We start from the raw sequence: 21,333 nt of genomic DNA, 5'->3' as shown, positions 1-21,333 counted from the left end.
GGGGTAGGGAGGTCGTTGCCGCAGCTCAGAGGATCGAGTTAGGACGAGTATGACCACGTTCGGATATTTTCTGTCGAGTGAAGAACACGGCCCGGCCGAGCTCGTACGGCAGGCCAAGCTCGCCGAGCGGGCGGGTTTCGAGGGATTGTGGATCTCCGACCACTTCCATCCCTGGCTGGACGTGCAGGGGCAGAGCCCCTTCGTCTGGACGGTGATCGGCGCGGTGGCCGAGGCGACCTCGCTGCCGATCACCACCGCCGTCACCTGCCCGCTGGTCCGCACCCACCCGGCGATCATCGCGCAGGCGGCCGCCACCACCGCCGCGCTGACCGGCGGGCGGTTCAAGCTGGGCGTGGGCACCGGCGAGGCGCTCAACGAGCACATCCTCGACTCGCGCTGGCCCCCGGCCGCCGAGCGGCTGGAGATGCTCGAGGAGGCGGTCGAGCTCATGCGGGACCTGTGGAGCGGCCGCCTGGTGACCCACCGGGGCACCCACTACCGGGTCGACACCGCGCGGCTGTACACGCTGCCCGACGAGCCGCCGCCGGTCTACATGTCCGCCTTCGGGGAGAAGGCGGTGACGCTGGCCGGGAAGATCGCCGACGGCTACATCTGCACCTCTCCCAGTGCCGAGCTGGTGGAGAAGTTCCACAAGGCCGGCGGCGCGGGCAAGCCCTCCCAGGGCGGCCTGAAGGTCTGCTACGGCCCCGACGAGGCCGAGGCCCGCAAGACCGTGCACAAGCTCTGGCCGACCCAGGGCATCCAGGGCGAGGCCTCGCAGCTGCTGCCGCTGCCCCGCCACTTCGAGGAGCTCGCCGAGATGGTGAGCGAGGACGAGGTCGGCTCGCCCTGCGGCCCCGACCCCGAGGTCCACATCAAGGCGATCCAGGAGTACGTGGACGCCGGCTTCGACGAGGTCTACATCAGCCAGATCGGCCAGGACCAGGACGCCTTCTTCGACTTCTACGCCGAGAAGGTCCTGCCCCGGCTGCGCTGACCGACCGGTCCGCCCGCCCGGTCCGCGGACCGGGCGGGCCTGCCCCTCGCCGCCCGGCGGCCGACCGGCCCGACAGGAGGAACACCCCGACGCCTTTCCCGGGACCCCGCGTCCCGGGGTCTCCACACGGAGGTACGCCATGAAAGCCCTCACCTGGCACGGCAAGCGCGACGTGCGCGTCGAAGAGGTCCCCGACCCGGTGATCAAGGAACCGAACGACGCGATCATCAAGGTCACCACCACCGCGATCTGCGGCTCGGACCTGCACCTGTACGAGGTGCTGGGGCCGTTCCTCGGGGAGGGCGACATCCTGGGACACGAGTCCATGGGCGTGGTGCAGGAGGTCGGCCCGGACGCCACCGGTCTGGCGCCGGGCGACCGGGTCGTGATCCCCTTCAACATCTCGTGCGGCCACTGCCACATGTGCGGGACGGGGCTGTACGCCCAGTGCGAGACCACCCAGGTCCGCGACCAGGGCATGGGCGCGGCCCTGTTCGGCTACACGAAGCTGTACGGCCAGGTGCCGGGCGGGCAGGCCGAGTACCTGCGCGTCCCGCAGGCGCAGTTCGGCCCGATCAAGGTTCCCGAGGGGCCGCCGGACGAGCGGTTCGTCTACCTGTCGGACGTGCTGCCCACCTCCTGGCAGGCGGTGGCCTACGCCGACGTCCCCGAGGGCGGGAGCCTCACGGTCTTCGGCCTCGGCCCGATCGGGCAGATGTGCTGCCGGATCGCCAGGCACCTCGGCCACCGGGTCATCGGCGTCGACGGCGTCCAGGAGCGGCTGGCCATGGCCCGCAGGCACGGCGTCGAGGTCCTCGACGCCTCGGTGACCCCCGACGTGCCCGAGGCGGTCAGGGAGATGACCGGCGGGCGCGGCACCGACTCGGTGATCGACGCGGTCGGCATGGAGGCGCACGGCTCCCCGATGGCCAAGTTCGCCCACACCGTCACCGGCCTGCTGCCGGACGCGATCGCCGCCCCGCTGATGACCAGTGCGGGCGTCGACCGGCTCGCCGCGCTCAACCAGGCCGTCGACACGGTGCGCCGGGGCGGCACGATCTCCATCAGCGGCGTCTACGGCGGCATGGCCGACCCGATGCCGATGCTGAGGATGTTCGACAAGGGCATCACCGTGCGGATGGGCCAGGCCCACGTCAAGCGCTGGATCGACGACCTGATGCCGCTGGTGAGCGACGAGGCCGACCCGCTCGGGGTCATGGACCTGGCCACCCACCGTCTCCCGCTGGACCAGGCCCCGCACGGCTACGAGATCTTCCAGAAGAAGCGGGACGGGGCCGTCAAGGTCCTGCTCAATCCCTGACCCGCGCGGACATGTGAACGGAACAGACCACGAGAGGACGACGATGGACGCGATCGTGCTGCTGAAGGACGACCACAAGACGGTCGAGAAGCTGTTCAAGGAGTTCGAGAAGGCGGGCGAGCAGGCGTACAAGACGAAGCAGGAGATCGTCGGCAAGATCGTCGAGGAGCTCACCACGCACGCCTACATCGAGGAGCAGATCTTCTACCCGGCCGCCCGCGAGGGCGCCCCGGACACCTCCGACCACGTCCTGGAGAGCGTGGAGGAGCACCACGTGGTGGTCTGGATGCTCTCGGAGCTGACCAAACTCGACCCCAAGGACGAGCGGTTCGACGCCAAGGTCAGCGTGCTGATCGAGAACGTCCGCCACCACGTCGAGGAGGAGGAAGAGGAGTGGTTCCCGAAGGTCCGCGAGGCCATGGGACGCAAGAGGCTCCAGGAGCTGGGCGAGCAGATGGCCAAGGCCAAGGCCGAGGCGCCGCGTGACCCGCTCGCGCTGAGCAGCGCGAGCGCATAACTCCCCGGACGGCCCGCACCGGCCGCCCGCACCACCCCGGACCGCCCGGACCGCCCGGAGAACGGGTGAACCGCCCGGACCGGGCGGTGCGCGCGCCGGCCGGGCCGCCACGGGCTCCGGCTCGAGGCGGTCAGCCGGGCCGGTCGGTGACGAGGAAGGCGACGCCGCCGGCCTCGTCGACGTCGGCGTCCAGGGACTTGTCGTCCAGCATGTCCACGACCTGCGGGTCGAGGAAGATCCGTGCCCCGTCCGACTCCACCACCCGGTCGGCCGACTCGGGCTGTTCGGCGATGGAGAGCACGAGCGAGCCGGTGCCGTCGCTCTCGGACGAGATGCGCACGCCGGTCTCGGGAGCGTCCGGCACCTGTGCGCTGAGATCCCGGATCACCCGGGCTGCGGTGTCCGTCAATGTGAGCATTGTTCCTCCCCGTCGGGTCGGCGCTGTTCTCCGCCCTTGCCCGCTCTCACCGGCCCCAACCGTCCGGCGGCCGTCCCGGTCCCGGCGATCCCGCCGGTCCGATCATCCCCGGGTCAGGCCCGCCCGCGCAGTTCCTCCAGGCGCTGGGCGGTCTTGCGCGCGGTGATCAGCACCGGATCCCAGACCGGGGAGAACGGGGGGGCGTAGGACAGGTCGAGCCCGGTCATCTCCTCCACCGTCATCTCGTGCCAGACGGCGACGGCCAGGGTGTCGATGCGTTTGGCCGACCCCTCCTGGCCGACGATCTGCGCTCCCAGCAGGCGGCCCGTGGCCCGGTCGGCGATCATCTTGGTCTTCATCGGGCGGGCGCCGGGGTAGTAGCCGGCGCGTGTGGTGGACTCCACGACCACGCCGACCGGCTCGAACCCGGCCTTGAGCGCCTCGGCGGTCGACAGGCCGGTGCGCGCCACCTCGTACGCGCAGACCTTGGAGATCGCGGTGCCGACGACGCCGGGGAAGGCGGCGTACCCGCCGCCGATGTTGATGCCGGCCACGCGTCCCTGCTTGTTGGCGTGGGTGCCGAGCGCGATCGCGACCGGCCGGCGCGAGACCCGGTGGAAGGTCTCGACGCAGTCGCCGGCGGCCCAGACGCCCTCCACGGACGTGCGCATCCTGCGGTCGGTCCTGATGCCCGAGGTCTCGCCCGCCCCGATGCCCGCGGCCTCGGCCAGCGCGCTGTTGGGCCGGGTGCCCAGTCCGAGGACCACCAGGTCCGCGGGCAGGGTCCGGTTCTCGGTGCGGACCGCGCCGACCCGGCCGCCGGACCCCTCGAAGCCCTCCAGGCGCTCGCCCAGGTGCAGCTCCACGCCCAGCTCGCGCAGGGCGTCGGCGACCAGGGCGCCCATGTCCGGATCCAGGGTGCTCATCGGCTGCTCGGCCAGGTCGACGAGCGCGACCCGCAGGCCGTGCCGGACCAGGGCCTCGGCCATCTCCAGGCCGATGTAGCCGCCGCCGACCACCACCGCCCGTTCCGGCTTCTCGCGCAGGGCCTCCAGCAGCGCGGTCCCGTCGTCCAGGGTCTGCACGCCGTACACGCCGGGTGTCTCGACGCCGGGCACGTCCGGACGGTTGGGGACGGCGCCGGTGGCCACCACGAGCTGGTCGAACGGTTCCCACCGGGGAGCCCCGCCACCCCCGCCGGCACCGTCGGCACCGCCGGTGTCGCGGACGGCCACGGCGCGCCGGTCCAGGTCGATCTCGACGACCTCGCTGTGCAGGCGCAGGTCGATGTCGAACTCGTCGCGGAACACCTCCGGGCGGCGGCTGACCAGGTCCTCGGGATCGCCCACCTCGCCGCCCACCAGGTAGGGGATCCCGCAGGCCGAGTAGGAGGCGTGCGCTCCCTTCTCGAAGGCGACGATCCGCAGCTCGTCCGGCCCTCGCCTCCTGCGGGCCTGGGACGCCGCACTCATCCCCGCGGCGTCGCCGCCGATCACCACCAGTCGTTCCGTCATCGCTCCCCCGCCTCCGCCGCAGACCGCCGATGCTACGGCTTCCCCGGCCGGAGGTGTCCGAACGACCCCCGCGACATCTCGAGGCCGGCCCTCCGGCCCAGCACGGTGGCGAGGCGCGGGGGTGACGGTGACGCGCGGGAAGCGGACGATCCGGGCGCACCTGCGGGCCGGGGGACCTGCCCGCGCCGGGGAAGGGTGACGATATCGCTCCGGCGATGAAATTGCCTCGCAAAAAGTATGTAAAAAATTTGCTGCCCCGACCGTATGCTTGCGGGCATGACGCGAAGGCTTGCCGAGGTGGCCCGCAGGGTCGGGACGAGCGAGGCGACGGTGAGCCGGGTGCTCAACGGCAGGCCCGGCGTCTCGGAGGCCACCAGGCGGGCCGTGCTCGCCGCGCTGGACGCGCTCGGCTACGACCGCCCCACCCGGCTGCGCCGCGACCGGGCCCGGCTGGTCGGCCTGGTCTTCCCCGACCTGCGCAACCCGGTCTTCCCGGCGTTCGCCGAGGTGGCCGGCGGGGCGCTGGCGCAGCAGGGGTTCACCTCGGTGCTGTGCACGCGCACCCCGGGCGGCTCGCAGGAGGCCGGCCGCGTCGACGCGATGCTGGCCCAGCACGTCTCGGGCGTGCTGTTCGCGGGCGGCGCCTACGCCGACGCCGACGCCGGTCACGAGCACTACGAGCGCATCCGGGAGCGGCGCCTGCCGGCGGTGCTGGTCAACGCGGCCGTCGGCCACCTGGGGTTCTCCCGGGTCTCCTGCGACGACGTCGCCGCCGCCCGGATGGCGGCCGGGCACCTGCGGGCCCTCGGTCACGTGCGGGTCGGGATGATCCTGGGACCCGCCGACCACCTGCCCTCCCGCCGCAGGCTGGACACCTTCACCGCCTACGCGCGCGAGTGCGGCATGGAGCCCGTCGAGCACCTCGTCGAGCACGTGGTGTTCTCCATGGAAGGGGGCCAGGCCGGTGCCGCCCGGCTGGTCAGGGCCGGTGTCACGGCCCTGATCTGCGGCAGCGACCTGCTCGCGCTGGGCGCGGTCCGCGCGGTGCGGCGCGAGGGCCTGCGGGTGCCCGGCGACGTCTCGGTGATCGGTTACGACGACTCGCCGCTGATGAACCGGACCGATCCGCCGCTGACCACGGTGCGCCAGCCGATCGAGGCGATGGGCCGGGCCGCGGTGGAGCTGCTGGTCGCCCAGATCGACGCCGCCGCCCGGCCCGGGGGAGAGCTGCTCTTCGACCCCGAACTGGTGGTCCGCGCCTCCACGGCGCCCCCGCCCCCCTCACCCTCCTCGTAGCCCTCCCCGCCGTTCCGGCTCGCCGTCCGCGCCGGCGCGCCGGGAGCGTCGCTGAAACCGGCGTGAAAATCCCGGCAGATTCATGACGTCGTACGGCATCGATCCGCAAGCGGGCGACTCCGGCGCGTGTCACCCGGCCGTAACCGCAGCTCGGGGCCGACGAGCGGGCGCGATGGGGGCGTTACACAACGATGTCTGATCGATCACTGTCACTTTTTTGCATCTAGGTTGACGGCCTCTTGCTAGTTCCTGCACGCCTCTATATGTTTCTCGCAACCGACCCGCCAAGGAGTGCCCCCGGATGAAATCCCCCAAGCTCGCGATGCTGCTCGCCGCGGCCGTCGCGCTCACCGCCGCCGGGTGCGGCGACGACGACAGCGGATCCAAGGCCGCCGACACCACGCCGGGCGCCGCCGGGGCCGACGCTCCGGTCACGATCTCCGTGGGCTGCCAGCCGCCCAAGAGCAACCCGCTGGAGCGCACGGCCTGGGACGAGGACGTCGCCGCGTTCAAGAAGATGCACCCGAACATCACGATCGACAGCAAGGACGCCTTCCCCTGCATCAACCCCGACACCTTCCAGGCGAAGCTGGCCGGCGGCACGATGGAGGACGTCTTCTACGTCTACTACACCGACGTCAAGAAGATCATCGCGGCGGGTCAGGCGGCCGACATCAGCCCCTACGCCGGCACCGTCAAGCGGCTGAACGACCTGCGGCCCGACGTCATGAGCATCTTCAAGGAGGGCGACAAGCTCTACGGCCTGCCCCGCAACAACTACGCCATGGGCCTGGTCTACAACCGCAAGCTCTTCACCCAGGCCGGCCTCGACCCGGCCGCGCCGCCCAAGACCTGGGCCGAGGTGCAGGCCGCGGCCAAGAAGATCGCCGCGCTCGGCCCCGGCTACGTCGGCTTCGGTGAGTACAGCGCCGGCAACACCGGCGGCTGGCACTTCACCGCCTCCCTGTACGCGCGCGGCGGCGAGATGGTCACCCCCGACGGCAAGACCGCGGCCTTCAACAGCCCCGAGGGCAAGGCCGTCCTGGAGAACCTCAAGACGATGCGCTGGACCGACAACAGCATGGGCACCAAGCAGCTCCTGCAGTGGGAGGACCTGATGCGCATGATGGGCGGCGGCAAGCTCGGCATGATGATCGGCGCCCCCGACGTCGTCCAGGCGGTCAACAACGACTTCAAGGGCAAGTTCGAGGACTACGGCGTCGCCTCGATGCCCGAGGCCAAGGCCTCCCTGAACGGCGGTGACGGCTACATGATCAACCCCAAGGCCACCCCGGAGAAGATCAAGGCCGCCATGCTGTGGCTGGACTTCCTCAAGCTGACCCCCGGCCAGGGCCAGTTCAACTACGCCCGCGACAAGAAGCAGGGCCGCCCGGTGGGCCTGCCGATCCCCGACCTGTACGGCGACAGCGCCCCCGGCAAGGAGATCGTCGAGCTGCGCAAGGCCAACGCCACCGTCCCGGTGGAGAACTTCACCCCCTTCGTGGAGGGCTCGGCCGCCATCCAGAACAAGCTGGAGCCGCCCAAGTCCCAGGAGCTGTACGCGATCCTCGACGTGCCCATGTCGGCCGTGCTGACCAGGCAGGACGCCGACATCGACCAGCTGCTGGCCGACGCCGAGGCCAAGGCCAACAAGGTTCTGGCGAAGTCGAGCTGACCTTCTGAGACCCGGGGTGCCGGCCCGTCGGCCGGCACCCCGACACCCATGTCGAAACCGGGAGTCGACCGATGACCACCATGACCGCCAAAGGGACCGTGAAAGGTCCGCGCGGGCGGAGACCGGGAGCCTTCCGGCGCGGCCTGCGGCGCAACCTCACCGCGTACGGCTTCCTGTGCGGGGCGCTGATCTGCTTCGCCTTCTTCTCCTGGTACCCGATGGTGCGGGAGGTGCTGCTCAGCTTCCAGCAGACGAACTTCGTCGACGACCCCGTCTGGGTCGGCCTGGACAACTTCCGCACCGTGACCGAGGACTCGGCCTTCGCCGACGCCTGGCTCAACACCCTGGCCTTCACCGCCCTGGCACTGGTGTTCGGCTACGTCATCCCGTTCTTCGCGGCGATCGTGCTGAACGAGCTGCGCCACGCCAAGGCCTACCTGCGCTTCATCGTCTACCTGCCGGTCATGCTGCCCCCGGCCGTGGGCGTGCTGCTGTTCAAGTGGTTCTACGACCCGGGCGCGGGCCTGTTCAACCAGATCCTGGAACTGGCGCACCTGCCCGCCCTGAGCTGGCTCGACTCCACCGACACCGCGCTGATCTCCCTCGTCGTCGTCTCCACCTGGATGAACCTCGGCACCGGGACGCTGATCTACCTGGCCGCCCTGCAGAGCATCCCCGGCGAGCTGTACGAGGCCGCCGAGCTCGACGGCGCCGGGCTGTTCAAGCGCGTCTGGCACGTGACGATCCCGCAGACCCGGCTGATCCTGCTGGTGATGCTGCTGCTGCAGATCGTGGCGACCATGCAGGTCTTCATCGAGCCCTACCTGCTGACCGGCGGCGGCCCGGAGAACTCCACGCTCACCGTCGCCTACCTGATGTACCAGTACGCCTTCAACTTCGGCGACTTCGGCGCCGGAGGCGCGCTCGGGCTGATGCTCATGGTCGTGCTGATGGTGTTCTCCGCCTTCTACCTGCGCCTGTCGCGCGACGACCAGAGCTGAGGAGACAGCCGAGCCGATGTCGAACCTCACCGCCCAGCCCGGCCGCCCGGCCCTCGTGCCGGACCCGCGGCCCGAACCCGCCCCCGCGGCCCGGCGCCCCCGCCGGAGCAAGGAGCCCGACAGACAGTTCCGCAGCCTGGTCTCCCCGCACACCCTCACCACCCGGCGCGGGCGCCTCGTCTACCGCACGGTGCTGACCCTGGTGGTGGTGACCTTCACCGCCGTGTTCGTGTTCCCGCTCTACTGGATGGTCACCGGCGCGCTCAAGACGCCCGAGGAACTCGCCCAGATCCCGCCGAGCTTCTTCCCCACCTCCCTCGACTTCGGGGTGTACGCCGAGGCGTGGGACCAGCTCGACCTGGGACTGTTCCTGACCAACACCGTCATCTACGCCAGCGGCGCCTGGCTGTTCACCCTGGCCGTCGACGTCTCGGCCGCCTACGCGCTGTCGAAGCTGCGCCCGGTGCTGGGCAAGGCCGTGCTCGGCCTGATGCTGGCCACGCTGATGATCCCGCCGATGGTCATCCTGCTGCCCGCCTACCTGACGGTCAAGGACATGCCGATCTTCGGGTGGGACCTGCTCAACACCCCCTGGGTGATCTGGCTGCCGGCCGCGGCCAACGGCTTCTTCATCTTCCTGCTCAAGCGCTTCTTCGACTCGATCCCCAAGGAGCTGCTGGAGGCCGCGCAGATCGACGGCGCCTCGCCGGCGCGCATCCTGTGGTCGATCGTGCTGCCTGTCTCCCGTCCGATCCTCGGCGTGGTGTCCATCCTGTCGGTGGTCAACGTCTGGAAGGACTTCGTCTGGCCCCTGCTGGTGCTGCCGGACGGGGAGAAGATGACGATCAGCGTGGGCATCGCCTCCCTGTCGGCGCAGATGCCGCAGAACGTGCTCATCGCCTCCCTGGTGATCGCCAGCATCCCGACGATGATCGTCTTCCTCGTCTTCCAGCGCAGCATCATGGCCGGCCTCACCGCCGGCAGTCTCAAGGGCTGACCTCGCCACCGCCGGCGTCACCGGCGTCAGGATCACCGGCACCACGGCGCCACCGATGTCGCCGACGCCGTGTCACCGCCCGTGTCACCGCCCGTGTCACCGGTACCGCCGCCACCGCCGCCGATGTCGCCGGCACCGCCGGCGCAGTCGGCGCAGTCGGCGTCCCGATGTCGTGACGTCCCCGGCGTCACCGCCCTCCAACCGTCCTCCGACCACAAGGAGTTGTCCCAGAATGTCCGGCAGCATCTTCCCGGAAGCCACTCCGGACCCCGCAACGTGGTGGCGGGGGGCCGCGATCTACCAGGTCTACCTGCGCAGCTTCGCGGACGGCAACGGCGACGGGATCGGCGACCTCGCCGGGCTCCGCGCGCGCCTTCCCTACCTCGCCGACCTGGGGATCGGCGCGATCTGGCTCAACCCCTGGTACCCCTCGCCGATGGCCGACGGCGGGTACGACGTGGCCGACTACCGCGACATCGAGCCGTCGTTCGGCACGCTGGCCGAGGCCGAGGCGTTCATCGCCGAGGCGCACGCCCTGGGCATCAAGACGATCACCGACATCGTCCCCAACCACGGCTCGGACCGCCAGGAGTGGTTCGTGCGGGCGCTGGAGGCCGGTCCCGGCTCGCCCGAACGCGACCTCTTCATATTCCGCGCCGGCCGAGGGGCCGACGGCGAGCTGCCCCCCAACGACTGGCAGTCGATCTTCGGTGGGCCGGCGTGGACCCGGGTCGCCGACGGCGAGTGGTACCTGCACCTGTTCGCCCCCGAGCAGCCCGACTTCAACTGGGCCGACCCGCGGGTCGTCGAGGAGTTCCACGACGTGCTGCGCTTCTGGTTCGACCGGGGCGTGGACGGCATCCGCATCGACTCGGCCGCCCTACTGGTCAAGGAGATGGACGGCGGGGGAGGGCCGGAGGCCTACACCGACCTCGACGGCGTCCACGAGATCTACCGCGGCTGGCGCCAGGTGGCCGAGCGCTACGACGACCGGATCCTGATCGGCGAGGTGTGGCTGCCCGACCAGGAGCGGTTCGCCCTCTACCTGCGTCCCGACGAGATGCACACCGCGTTCAACTTCGACTTCCTGGCGTGCGCCTGGGAGCCGGACGCGCTGCGCCGGTCGATCGACCTGACCCTGGCCACCCACCTGCCCCTGGGCGCGCCCCCCACCTGGGTGCTGTCCAACCACGACGTGACCCGCCCGGTCACCAGGTACGGCAGGCCCGACACCTCCTTCGACCACGCCGACCGCAAGCACGGCATGCCCGCCGACCCGGTGCTGGGCGAGCGGCGGGCCCGCGCGGCGGCGCTGCTGGCGATGGCCCTTCCCGGCGGCCTGTACGTCTACCAGGGCGAGGAGCTGGGCCTGCCGGAGGTGGAGGACATCCCGGCGGAGCTGCGCCAGGACCCGATCTGGTTCCGTTCGGGCCACACCGACCTGGGCCGGGACGGCTGCCGGGTGCCGCTGCCGTGGTCGGGCGACGAGCCGCCGTTCGGGTTCGGCACGGGGCGGCCGTGGCTGCCGCAGCCCCCGGAGTGGAAGGCGCTGACGGCCGAGGTGCAGGCGGGTGATCCCAGCTCGATGCTCACCCTCTACCGGACCGGCCTGCGCCTGCGCCGCGAGCTGCTCGGCGACGGCACGCTGACCTGGCTGGAGAGCCCGCGGGAGGTGCTGGCCTTCCGCCGGGACTCGGGCCTGGTCTGCGTGGTCAACCTCGGCACCGGGCCGGTGCCGCTGCCGGACCACGAGTCGGTGCTGCTGGCCAGCGGCCCGCTCGAGGGCGGCGCGCTTCCCGCCGACACCACGGTCTGGCTCCGCACGGCCTGACCCCGCCCGGCCGATCGGGGCCGCCCGCCCGGTGCGCCGGACCGGGCGGCCCCGATCGGCCCTGCGCGGCCCCGGGGTCCCGTCACACCGGATCGGCCCCGGTCGCCTCCGGCGGGCCGGCGGGGACGTCCCCCCTCGTGAGGGCGTCCCGCGTCGCGAGGCGGCCGGCGACGGCGCGGGCGACCTCGGGCGGGGCGGCGCCGATGACGGTGTCGAGCATGGCGCGCGACGCCTGCAACTCCTCGATGCCGCGCTGTGCGTGAGCGTCTTCGTCATCGGTACCTCGGAATACCTCGTCGCGGGCCTGCTGCCGCAGGTGGGGGCGGACCTGCGCGTCTCGGTGGGAGCCGCGGGTCAGACGGTCACCGCCTACGCCCTCGGCGTGGTGATCGGCGGGCCGATCGTCACCGTCCTGACCGTACGGCTGCCGCGCAAGGCCCTCGCGCTGGGGCTGATGGCGCTGTTCGCCGCCGGCAGCGCGATCAGCGCGCTGGCCCCCTCCTACGAGGTGCTGCTGGCCGGCCGGGTGGTCTCCTCGCTGGGTCACGCCGCGTTCCTGGCCCTGGCCCTGGTGACGGCGACGGGCGTCGTTCCCGCCGAACGTGTGGGCACGGCCATCGCCGCCGTCGTCTCCGGCTTCACCGCGGCCACCCTGCTCGGTGTGCCCCTGGGAGCCCTGCTGGGGCAGGGGGCGGGCTGGCGCGTGCCGTTCGCGGTGCTGACCGGGCTGGCACTGGCGGGCACCGCGCTGCTGGCGGCCGTGCTGCCCCGGCAGGAGGCCCGGCCCACCCGGGTTCGCGACGAGGTGCGGGTCGTGACCCGGCGGCCGGTGCTGCTGGCGATCGCCACCACCGCGGTCGGCTTCTCCGGGTGGCCACGGTGTTCACCTACATCGCGCCGTTGCTGACCCGGGTCGCCGGGTTCACCGCGCCGGCGGTCTCGGCGCCGCTGCTGGCCTACGGGGCGGGCAGCCTGGTGGGGAACCTCGTCGCCGGCCGGTTCACCGACCGGGCTCCCGCCGCCACCGTGCGCGCCGTTTTCGGTGCCCTGGCGGGGGTGCTGGCCCTCACCCCGTTCGCGGTGACCTGGAGGCCCTCGGCCGTGCTCGCCGTGCTGGCGCTCGGTCTGCTCGCCACCGCCACCATCGCCCCGCTGCAGGGACTGATCCTGCGGTACGCGGGTGGAGGCCCCCACGCTGGCGGTGGCGGTCAACGTCGGGGCCTTCAACCTCGGGGCGGCGGCCGGATCGGTGATCGGGGGAGCCGTCGTGGCCGCGGGTGGCCTGCGCTGGACCGGGGCGGCCGGGGCGCTCCTCGCTCTGGCCGGCCTCGCCCTGTCCCGCCTGGCCGTTCCGCGCCGGGGCGCGGCGTCCGCCGGCGCCGTCACCGAGCCCGCCTCGGCGGGCTGACCCCGAGGCCCCCCTCACATCTGTTGATCTACTTTGTAAAGGCGCCGGTCCGGAGACCTCCCGCCGCGAAGGCGACGAAAAGGGCCAGCAGGGCGGGAACGGCCAGGGCGCGCGGCAGGCCCACCAGCTCGGCGATACCGCCGATCAGCACCGGTCCGGCCAGGAAGCCCACGTAGCCCAGGCTCGCCACCCGGGCCAGCGCCTGCCCGGCGCGGGCCGGATCGCGGCGGCCGGCCGCGGAGAAGACCTGGGGGACGATGCACGACAGTCCCGCCCCGAAGCAGCCGAACCCGATCACCGCGGTGATCGGGTGGCCGCCGAGCAGTGCCAGGCAGAGGCCGCCGGCGGCCAGCGTGCCGCAGGCGCGCACCAGGGTCACCGGGCCGAAGCGGGTGGCCAGCCTGTCGCCGACGAGGCGCCCCGCGGTCATCATGATCGAGAAGGCGGCGTAGGCGGCCGCGGCGAACCCCTCGGAGCTGCCGAGGTCCTGGCTGAGGTAGACCGAACTCCAGTCGGCCACCGCCCCCTCGCCGATCATGCAGCAGAAGGCCAGCACGCCCAGGAGCAGTGCGCCGCTTCCCGCGCGGGCGGGGGGTGGCGTGGTCGTGGGGGTGGTGGGGCGGGGGGTGGGGGAGAGGGCCCAGCGGCCGGCCCAGAACGCGAGGAGGGCGATCACGGCCGCGACGGCCGCGAACGTCGCCGCGGGGCCGAGGGCCGCCTGGGCCAGGAGTCCTCCGGCGGTGGCGCCGAGGAAGCCGCCGATGCTGAAGACGGCGTGCAGGGAGGACATGATGGGGCGGCCGATGGCCTGTTCGACCTCGACGCCGTTGGCGTTCATCGCCACGTCAAGGGTGCCGTGGACCGCGCCGAAGACGAACAGCGCGACGGTCAGGCCGGCGAGGCCGGGCATGTGGGCGGGCAGGATCAGCGCGAGGCTCTGGGCGAAGGCCATCGGCAGCATGACCTTGACGCTGCCGTGGCGGTCGATGAGGCGGCCGATCACCTGCATGCCGGCGATGGCCCCGGCGGCGATGCCGAACAGGCCGACGCTGAGCTCGCCCTCGCTCAGGTCCAGGTTCCGCATGATCGAGGGGATGCGTGCCGTCCAGGTGCCGATGGCCATGCCGGACAGCAGGAAGAGCAGGGAGACCGCGACTCTGCCGCGGAGCAGCCTCGTCTGCTCGAAGGGGGTGACGCGCATGGGAGGAGTTCCCGTCGGTCGTCGGACCGGGTGGATCCGGGTGGGTGGGACGTGGGTGTGGGGGTTCGGGCGCGCCGGGGGGCGGGGCGGGGGGCGGGGCGGGCGGCGCCGGAGGGGGGCGTGCCGGTGGCGGGGTGGGGGTCAGACGGTGCGGACGGTGACGCCCGCCGCGGTCATGGCCTCGTGCTCGGCGGCGGGCAGGGCGGTGTCGGTGACGACGGTGTCGAGGTGGTCCAGGGGGCAGACCGCGCCGAAGGCGGTGCGGGTGAACTTTCCCGAGTCGGTGGCGGCGATGACCCGGCGGGCGGAGGAGATCGCCGCTCGTTTGACGGCGAGGTCGGACAGGTCGTGGGCGGTCAGGCCGTGCTCGGCCGACAGGCCGCAGCAGCCGATGATCGCGGTGTCGAAGCGCAGGGAGCGGATGGCGTTCTCGGTCAGCGTGCCGGTGAGGCTGAGCTCGCCGGGGCGGACCTCGCCGCCGGGGAGCACCAGGCGGATCCGGGGGGCGGTGCTGAGCTGCGCGGCGGACTGCAGGCACAGGGGCAGGACCGTGAGGCGGCGGTCGTGGAGGGCGCGCGCGACCTCCAGGCAGGTGGTGCCGCTGTCGAGCAGCACGGCCTCGCCGTCGGAGAGCAGGGCCGCGACCTCGGCGGCGATGCGGCGCTTGGGTTCCGACGCCTCGCGTTCGCGGACCGCGAAGGGGGGCTCCTCGCCGCGCAGCAGCAGGCTCACCGCGCCGCCGCGCACCCGTCTGACCACGCCCTGCTGGGCGAGTTCGTCGAGGTCGCGGCGGATGGTCATCTCCGACACGGCATGCTCGGCCGCGAGTTCGGCGACCGAGACGACGTCGGTGAGGCGCAGGGCCGACATGATCTCCCGGATACGGTCGTTACCTTCCATGTGTTCATTTGAACACGATGGATGTTCGTTGGGCAAACCGCGGGACAATGCGGGTATGCGCGCGAGCCGGTTGCTCTCCCTCCTGCTGCTCCTGCAGACCCGGGGCCGGGTGACGGCCTCGGAGCTGGCCGAGGAGCTGGAGGTGTCGGTCCGCACGGTCTACCGCGACGTGGAGGCGCTGTCGTCGGCCGGGGTGCCGGTCTACGCCGACCGGGGGCCGGCCGGCGGGTACCGCCTGCTGGACGGTTACCGGACCCGCCTGAACGGCCTGACCGAGGCGGAGGCGTCCTCGCTGTTCCTGGCGGGGCTGCCCGGCCCGGCCGCCCAGCTCGGGCTGGCCGAGGTCGCGGCCAACGCGGAGCTGAAGATGCTCGCCGCGCTTCCCCCCGAGCCGCGCTCGCACGCCGCCCGGATGCGCGAGCGTTTCCACCTGGACGTCCCCGGCTGGTACGGCGACGGCGACGAGACCCCCTTCCTGGGGGAGGTCGCCGAGGCGGTGTGGGAGCAGCGCCCGCTGCGGATGACCTACCGCCGCTGGGGGCCGCGTGACGTGGAGCGGGTGGCGCACCCCTACGGCCTGGTCCTCAAGGGCGGCGCGTGGTACATGGTGGCCGTCGCCGGGGCGGGCGGGCCGCGTACCTACCGGGTGTCGCGGATCCTGGCGGCCGAGTTGACGGAGGGACGCTTCGAGCGTCCCGGGCGCTTCGACCTGGCGGCCTTCTGGCAGGAGTACGCGACGGACTTCCGTGAGCGGCGGCTGTACAACGGCGAGGCCGTGGTGCGGCTGGAGCCCGGTGCGGAGGACCTGCTGCGCCACACGGTGGGCCGCGAGGTCGTCGACGCGGCGCTGGCGGCGGCGGGCCCGCCCGGCGAGGACGGTGGGGGTGGCAGGGGCGCTGGGGTGGTGCTGCGCCTGCCCATCGAGTCGGTCACGCACGCCCGCTGGCTGCTGCTGCGGATGGGCACGCAGGTGGAGGTCCTGGAGCCGGCCGAGCTGGTGGAGCTGATGAAGGCCGCGATCGCCGACCTCGCCGGGCTGTACGGGGTCCGCACGCACTGACCGGCGGGGATTGCCCCCGGGTCTGCGCCGCCCCGGGGCCGGGCGGAGGCCGGTGAGGGGGAAAGGGGAGACCCGCTCCTTTCCACTCTCAACGTATAGCGCACCGGGGGGCTTGCGGCAAGACCCGGGTCGTACCGCAGAATCACTGGCCGAAGCCGTTGTACCTGCGGAAACGAGGATCATCACGTGTGTGTGCCGTTGTCGACGTACGAGCCGCGCGGGGGCGTCGGGCCGTGCGGCCACCCTGTCCGCCCCGGATCGGGGCCGGTGACGTGAGGCCCCTGACCGCCGGCGCGTTCGACCTTCCCGATCACCTCGCCGCCAAGGCCGACCCGGCGCTGATCGCCGGCGACGAGCGGCACTTCGCGGCCGTCGCCGAGACCCTTGAGCGGTCGATCGCCGACCTGTCGGGCCGTCTCGACGCCGAGCGCAGGGCACCGGGCGGCCTGGGCCGCCAGGCGCTGGACCGGGACCTGGAGATCCACCGGCTGACCACGCGCCTGCGTACGCTGCGGCGCTTCGGCCTGGACCTGTGCCTGGGGCGCATGGTCGGCGCGGACGACCCCGAGCCCGTGTACGTCGGGCGGCTCGGCCTGACCGACGGCGCGGGCCGGCGGCTGCTGCTCGACTGGCGCTCCGCGGCGGCCGAGCCGTTCTTCGGAGCCACCCACGCCAACCCGATGGGGCTGGCGAGCCGCCGCAGGTACCGCTGGGACCGCGGCCGGATCAGCGACTACTGGGACGAGGTGTTCACCCCGGAGGGGTTCGAGGGCCACGCCGCGCTCGACGACCAGTCCGCCTTCATCGCCGGCCTGGGCGCCGACCGCTCACCCCGGATGCGCGACGTGCTCGCCACCATCCAGGCCGACCAGGACGCCATCATCCGCGCGGGGTCGCGCGGCGCCCTGGTCGTCGACGGCGGTCCGGGGACGGGCAAGACCGTCGTGGCCCTGCACCGCTCGGCCTACCTGCTCCACTCCGACCCCCGCCTGGGTCGCGACCGGGGCGGCGTGCTGTTCGTCGGCCCGCACCGGCCCTACCTGGCCTACGTCGCCGACGTCCTTCCCAGCCTGGGGGAGGAGGGGGTGCGCACCTGCACCCTGCGCGACCTCGTCGCCGAGGGGGGCACGGCGGCTGCCGAGACCGATCCGCGGGTGGCCCGGCTGAAGGCGTCGGCGGACCTGGTCGAGGCGATCGAACCGGCCGTGCGGTTCTACGAGAACCCGCCCACCAGGGGGATGACGGTCACGACCCACTGGTCCGACATCTGGCTGAGCGCCGAGGACTGGGCCGAGGCGTTCGAGGCGGCCGAACCCGGCGTCCCGCACAACGAGGCGCGCGACCGCGTGTGGGAGGAGCTGCTCACGATCCTGACGGACAAGCACGGCGAGGACGAGGGCGGACACGGACACGGGGACGAAGACGGCCGGGACGACGGCGGGGACGGCGGGGACGGCGGGGACGGCGGGGACGGCGGGGACGGCGGGGTCTCGGCCGGCCTGCTGCGCGGGTCGCTGCTGCAGGACACGGAGCTGCTCACGACCTTCAACCGCGCGTGGCCGCTGCTGGAGGCGGCCGACCTCGTCGCGGACCTGTGGTCGGTACCGGCCTACCTGCGACTGTGCGCTCCCTGGCTCGGCCCCGACGAGATCCGGACGCTGCAGCGCGAGGACCCCCGGGCCTGGACGGTGTCGGACCTGCCGCTGCTGGACGCGGCACGCCGGCGGCTCGGCGACCCCGAGGCCTCACGACGCAGGCGCCGCCACGAGGCCGCCGTCGCCGCCGAACGCGAGCGCATGGCCACGGTCGTCGACGCCCTGCTGGAGGCCGACGACGACGGCGAGGGCGCGGTGACGATGCTGCACGGACAGGACCTGAGGGATGCCCTGGTCGACGAGAGCGCGCTGCCCGGCACCGACCCGGACGTGCTCGCCGGCCCGTTCGCGCACATCGTCGTGGACGAGGCCCAGGAGCTGACCGACGCCGAATGGCGGATGCTGCTGGCGCGCTGCCCGTCGCGGAGCTTCACCGTCGCCGGGGACCGCGCCCAGGCCAGGCGCGGGTTCACCGAGTCGTGGCGGGAGCGGCTGGAGCGGGTCGGGCTCGACCGGATCACCCTGGCCGCCCTGAGCGTCAACTACCGGACGCCGCAGGAGGTCATGGCCGAGGCCGAGCCGGTCATCCGGGCCGTGCTGCCGGACGCCAACGTGCCGACCTCCATCCGCCGCGGCGGGGACGGCGTCCTCCACGGATCGGCCGCGGACCTGGAGACGATCCTCGACGACTGGCTCGCCGCGAACGCCGGGGGGACCGCCTGCGTCATCGGCGACCCCACCTTCCCGGCGAGGCCGCGCGTCCGGTCGCTGACGCCGGAGCTGGCCAAGGGGCTGGAGTTCGACCTGGTCGTCCTGGTGGACCCGGACTCCTTCGGCGAGGGCGCCGAGGCGGTCGAGGGGGCGGTCGACCGCTATGTCGCGATGACCCGCGCGACCCGGCGGCTGGTCGTCCTCACGAGCCCCGCGGGCCCTCGAGGAGGGCGCGCGGGGTCACCAGGCCCGATTCGTAGGCCATGACCACGAGCTGGGCGCGGTCGCGGGCGCCGAGCTTGGTCATGGCCCGGTTGACGTGGGTCTTGGCGGTCAGCGAGCTGATCGTCATGCGGCCGGCGATCTGGTCGGTGGACAGGCCCCGCGCGACCAGGGTGACGGCCTCGCGCTCGCGGTTGGTCAGCTCCCTCAGTGCCGTGCCGGCGGCGGTGGGGAGCGGCTGGGCGACGTAGCGGTCGAGCAGCCTGCGGGTGATCGACGGGGCCAGCAGCACGTCACCGCGCGCGGCGACGCGTACGGCGTGCAGGAGGTCCTCGGGCACGATGTCCTTGACGAGGAATCCGGCCGCGCCGGCACGCAGCGCGTCCAGGACGTGCTCGTCCAGGCCGTAGTTGGTCAGGATGACGACGCGCACCCCGCCCAGGGCCGGGTCGGCGGCGATGCGCCGGGTCGCCTCGATGCCGTCGGTCACCGGCATCGAGATGTCGACGAGCGCGACGTCGGGCAGGTGCTCCCTGGCCAGGGCCAGCGCACGCGTCCCGTCGCCGGCCTCGGCCACCACCTCGATGTCGTCCTCGAGGTCGAGGAGCGCGCGAAACCCGCTGCGGATGAGCGGCTGGTCGTCGACCAGCAGGACGCGGATCACGGCGCCGGCTCCACGGGGAGCTCGGCGTGGACGCTGAAGCCGCCCTCGCGGCGCGGCGCCGCCCGCAGCCGGCCGCCCAGGGCGGTGACCCGCTCGCGCATCCCCAGCAGCCCGACGCCGGGTGCCGGCGCGGCCTGCGGTGTGGCCGTGCCGTCGTCGTCGACCCGTACGACCAGGGCACCGGGACGGTGGTCGATCCGGACCGACGCCGTCGCGGCGGCGGCGTGGCGGACGATGTTGGTCAGCGACTCCTGGACGATCCGGTAGGCGGTCCGCTCCACCGCGGCCGGCAGGTCGGGCCGCCGGCCCCGGACGGTCAGTGTCGCGTCCAGGCCGCCCGCGCGCGCCCGCCGCACCAGCTCCCCGACGTGGTCGAGGCCGGGTGGCCGGGTCGTGTCGTCGTCGCGCAGCGCCTCCAGGGTCGCCCGCAGCTCACGCGTCGCCTCGCGACCGGCCTCGCGGATCGCCAGCAGGGCCTCGGGCACCTGCTCGCCGCGCCTGCGGGCCACGTGGACGGCGACCTCGGCCTGCACCGTGATGACCGAGATCTGGTGGGTGAGCGAATCGTGCAGCTCCCGGGCGATGTGCAGCCGCTCCTCGTCGGCACGGCGCCGCGCGGTCTCCTCCCGGGTGCGCTCGGCCTCCTCGGCCCTCCGCTCGGCCTGGCGCAGCGCCTCGCCCGCGGCGCCGGCCGCGATCAGCCAGGCCAGCTCCAGGGCGCCCCGGGCTTGCGCGAACGCCTCACCGGTGTCGTGCGGGCCCGAGGCCAGGGCCGCGAGGGGGAGGAGGGCCAGCATGGCCACGCTCGCCGCCACCGTGACGGCGCGGTGTCCCGCCCGCACGGCCGCGTACACCGCGAACAGGTACGCGACCGCGGGCACGTCGAAACCGGCCGCCTGGTATCCCGCCGCGCACAGCCCGGTGACGGCCAGGACGGCGACCGGGGCGCGGCGGCGCGCGGCCAACGCCAGGCCGCCGGCCGCCAGCAGCGCGGGGCCGAGCAGGCCGGCGGCGGTGACGGTGGCGGCGGTGGGGGACCGTGCGGTCAGGCCGGTGACCAGCAGCGTCGCCGCCACGCCGACGGCGATCGCCCAGTCGGCGACCCGCGCCCGGACCTCCGCCCGTCCTGTGCCCATGGGCGCACCCTAACCGGATGTCCGCGCGGGCGACTCCTGCGTACGGATGACCGGCCGCCTACCACGGCCGCGGTAGGCGCCTGCGGCGTCCGCGGCACCGGCGGTGACCGCTGCGCCACCGGCGGCACCGCGAAGTGACCGCGTGCGCGGGACGACGGGCGGCCGGTCCGGCGGACATGATCGGGTGACGCCCGGTCGCGGGCGTCGTAGGAGAAGGAGCACCCATGTCCGCCCCCCTGTCCGTTCGCATGCCCGCCCGCCTGTCCGCCCGCATGCCCGTCCGCCGCCTGTTCGCCACCGCGGCCACCGCCCTGCGCGGAGGTCTCCTGCTCGCCGTACCGCTGGCCGGGCGTGTCGTGGCCCAGCCGGCCCCCGCCGGTGTCTCCACCACGAGCGCCGGGCGTCTGTGGTCCCTGGTGGCGGTGCTGCTGGGGCTGGCCGGCGTGGCCGCCGGTACCCTGACCCTGGCCCGTCCCGCCGGTCGTGCCGGTCGTGCCGGTCGTGCCGGTGGCGTCACCGGGCGAAGAGGTGCCGTGGCGGCCCTGGTCGCGGGGGCGGTCGGCGCGGTCGTCGGCGGCCTGGTCGTGGCCGCGGCCGAGGGGGGTCCCGGCACCGGTTACGGAATCGTCGGGGGGTACGCGGCCCTGGTGGTGGGGTCGGCCGCCATGGCCCTGGGCGGCCTGGCCCTGGCCCGCTCCCGCCGCTCCCGGGGAACCGGCTGAACCGCCGGCCCACTCGTCGAACCAGCCGGTTCAGCCGGTTCAGCCGAATCAGCCGAATCAGCCGGTTCGACCCGTCCACCGGCCGGCCGGCTCCTCGCTCTCCCCCACCAGCACCGGGTCCAGGGTCAGCCGCGCCACCTCCGGGAG

Annotated in this window: 19 protein-coding genes and 1 pseudogene; 13 read left to right on the top strand and 7 right to left on the bottom strand. The window is 73.1% G+C overall.

All coding sequences use genetic code 11. The features are described from left to right. The first annotated feature begins 49 nt into the window (after nucleotides 1-49). From AB0G16_RS17780 to AB0G16_RS17770, 3 genes are all read left to right on the top strand, one after another. Entirely contained in the window at nucleotides 50-997 is a 948-nt protein-coding gene (locus tag AB0G16_RS17780) for a TIGR03557 family F420-dependent LLM class oxidoreductase (protein ID WP_362805764.1), read from the top strand. A gap of 139 nt (nucleotides 998-1,136) precedes the next feature. Next, nucleotides 1,137-2,318 carry a zinc-dependent alcohol dehydrogenase gene (locus AB0G16_RS17775; RefSeq protein ID WP_362805762.1) on the top strand — a complete coding sequence of 394 codons (1,182 nt, stop codon included), beginning with the start codon at nucleotides 1,137-1,139 and terminating at the stop codon, nucleotides 2,316-2,318. Nucleotides 2,319-2,361: 43 nt separating this feature from the next. After that, entirely contained in the window at nucleotides 2,362-2,835 is a 474-nt protein-coding gene (locus AB0G16_RS17770) for a hemerythrin domain-containing protein (RefSeq protein ID WP_362805759.1), read from the top strand. Between the two features lie 130 nt (nucleotides 2,836-2,965). Here the strand turns inward: AB0G16_RS17770 and AB0G16_RS17765 are convergent, their stop codons facing one another. Both AB0G16_RS17765 and AB0G16_RS17760 read right to left on the bottom strand, forming a co-directional pair. Further along, nucleotides 2,966-3,253, bottom strand: coding sequence for a Fe-S cluster assembly protein HesB (locus tag AB0G16_RS17765; RefSeq protein WP_362805756.1), 288 nt, complete (start codon nucleotides 3,251-3,253; stop codon nucleotides 2,966-2,968). Nucleotides 3,254-3,366: 113 nt separating this feature from the next. Then, nucleotides 3,367-4,767, bottom strand: coding sequence for an FAD-dependent oxidoreductase (locus AB0G16_RS17760; RefSeq protein WP_362805754.1), 1,401 nt, complete (start codon nucleotides 4,765-4,767; stop codon nucleotides 3,367-3,369). A 276-nt stretch (nucleotides 4,768-5,043) separates the two neighbouring features. On the opposite strand from AB0G16_RS17760, the gene AB0G16_RS17755 reads away from it, so the two are divergent. From AB0G16_RS17755 to AB0G16_RS17735, 5 genes are all read left to right on the top strand, one after another. Continuing rightward, nucleotides 5,044-6,063 (top strand): LacI family DNA-binding transcriptional regulator, encoded by a 1,020-nt coding sequence (locus tag AB0G16_RS17755; protein ID WP_362805752.1) that lies wholly within the window; start codon nucleotides 5,044-5,046, stop codon nucleotides 6,061-6,063. A 301-nt stretch (nucleotides 6,064-6,364) separates the two neighbouring features. Continuing rightward, a complete protein-coding gene (locus tag AB0G16_RS17750; protein ID WP_362805749.1) occupies nucleotides 6,365-7,738 on the top strand; it encodes an extracellular solute-binding protein in 1,374 nt (457 codons plus the stop codon). Nucleotides 7,739-7,809: 71 nt separating this feature from the next. Continuing rightward, nucleotides 7,810-8,739 carry a sugar ABC transporter permease gene (locus tag AB0G16_RS17745; RefSeq protein WP_362805747.1) on the top strand — a complete coding sequence of 310 codons (930 nt, stop codon included), beginning with the start codon at nucleotides 7,810-7,812 and terminating at the stop codon, nucleotides 8,737-8,739. A 16-nt stretch (nucleotides 8,740-8,755) separates the two neighbouring features. Continuing rightward, nucleotides 8,756-9,736, top strand: a complete 981-nt coding sequence (locus AB0G16_RS17740) for a carbohydrate ABC transporter permease (RefSeq protein ID WP_362805745.1) — start codon at nucleotides 8,756-8,758, stop codon at nucleotides 9,734-9,736. A 232-nt stretch (nucleotides 9,737-9,968) separates the two neighbouring features. Then, nucleotides 9,969-11,567 carry a glycoside hydrolase family 13 protein gene (locus AB0G16_RS17735; protein WP_362805743.1) on the top strand — a complete coding sequence of 533 codons (1,599 nt, stop codon included), beginning with the start codon at nucleotides 9,969-9,971 and terminating at the stop codon, nucleotides 11,565-11,567. Nucleotides 11,568-11,649: 82 nt separating this feature from the next. On the opposite strand, the gene AB0G16_RS17730 is transcribed toward AB0G16_RS17735, so the two are convergent. Next, complete coding sequence (locus tag AB0G16_RS17730; protein WP_362805741.1) at nucleotides 11,650-11,805, bottom strand: hypothetical protein; 156 nt, start codon at nucleotides 11,803-11,805, stop codon at nucleotides 11,650-11,652. Between the two features lie 21 nt (nucleotides 11,806-11,826). On the opposite strand from AB0G16_RS17730, the gene AB0G16_RS17725 reads away from it, so the two are divergent. Both AB0G16_RS17725 and AB0G16_RS17720 read left to right on the top strand, forming a co-directional pair. Next, entirely contained in the window at nucleotides 11,827-12,474 is a 648-nt protein-coding gene (locus AB0G16_RS17725) for an MFS transporter (RefSeq protein WP_362805739.1), read from the top strand. Between the two features lie 273 nt (nucleotides 12,475-12,747). After that, complete coding sequence (locus tag AB0G16_RS17720; protein ID WP_362805737.1) at nucleotides 12,748-12,975, top strand: hypothetical protein; 228 nt, start codon at nucleotides 12,748-12,750, stop codon at nucleotides 12,973-12,975. Nucleotides 12,976-13,003: 28 nt separating this feature from the next. Here AB0G16_RS17720 and AB0G16_RS17715 read toward each other — a convergent pair. Then, nucleotides 13,004-14,269, bottom strand: a pseudogene (locus AB0G16_RS17715) (MFS transporter); the annotation flags it as partial. Nucleotides 14,270-14,317: 48 nt separating this feature from the next. Beyond that, a complete protein-coding gene (locus tag AB0G16_RS17710) occupies nucleotides 14,318-15,076 on the bottom strand; it encodes a DeoR/GlpR family DNA-binding transcription regulator (protein ID WP_362805735.1) in 759 nt (252 codons plus the stop codon). 55 nt (nucleotides 15,077-15,131) lie between these two features. Here AB0G16_RS17710 and AB0G16_RS17705 point away from each other — a divergent pair, with 55 nt between their 5' ends. Both AB0G16_RS17705 and helR read left to right on the top strand, forming a co-directional pair. Continuing rightward, nucleotides 15,132-16,136, top strand: coding sequence for a WYL domain-containing protein (locus tag AB0G16_RS17705; protein WP_362805733.1), 1,005 nt, complete (start codon nucleotides 15,132-15,134; stop codon nucleotides 16,134-16,136). Nucleotides 16,137-16,408: 272 nt separating this feature from the next. Continuing rightward, a complete protein-coding gene (gene helR, locus AB0G16_RS17700; protein WP_362805731.1) occupies nucleotides 16,409-18,709 on the top strand; it encodes an RNA polymerase recycling motor ATPase HelR in 2,301 nt (766 codons plus the stop codon). Here the strand turns inward: helR and AB0G16_RS17695 are convergent. Continuing rightward, complete coding sequence (locus AB0G16_RS17695) at nucleotides 18,645-19,328, bottom strand: response regulator transcription factor (RefSeq protein WP_362805729.1); 684 nt, start codon at nucleotides 19,326-19,328, stop codon at nucleotides 18,645-18,647. The two genes, helR and AB0G16_RS17695, sit on opposite strands and share 65 nt — an antisense overlap. Further along, nucleotides 19,325-20,464 carry a histidine kinase gene (locus AB0G16_RS17690; protein ID WP_362805727.1) on the bottom strand — a complete coding sequence of 380 codons (1,140 nt, stop codon included), beginning with the start codon at nucleotides 20,462-20,464 and terminating at the stop codon, nucleotides 19,325-19,327. Before AB0G16_RS17690 ends, AB0G16_RS17695 begins: the two co-directional genes overlap by 4 nt. 224 nt (nucleotides 20,465-20,688) lie before the next feature. On the opposite strand from AB0G16_RS17690, the gene AB0G16_RS17685 reads away from it, so the two are divergent. Further along, the gene (locus tag AB0G16_RS17685; protein ID WP_362805725.1) at nucleotides 20,689-21,186 is read left to right on the top strand and encodes a DUF6223 family protein; all 498 of its coding nucleotides are present in this window, start codon (nucleotides 20,689-20,691) and stop codon (nucleotides 21,184-21,186) included. Nucleotides 21,187-21,333: the final 147 nt, after the last annotated feature.

It is taken from the genome of Streptosporangium sp. NPDC023615 (assembly GCF_040640155.1).
Classification (GTDB): domain Bacteria; phylum Actinomycetota; class Actinomycetes; order Streptosporangiales; family Streptosporangiaceae; genus Streptosporangium.
Note: the sequence above shows the minus strand (reverse complement) of the source record. Positions and strands in the feature narration are given on the sequence as shown.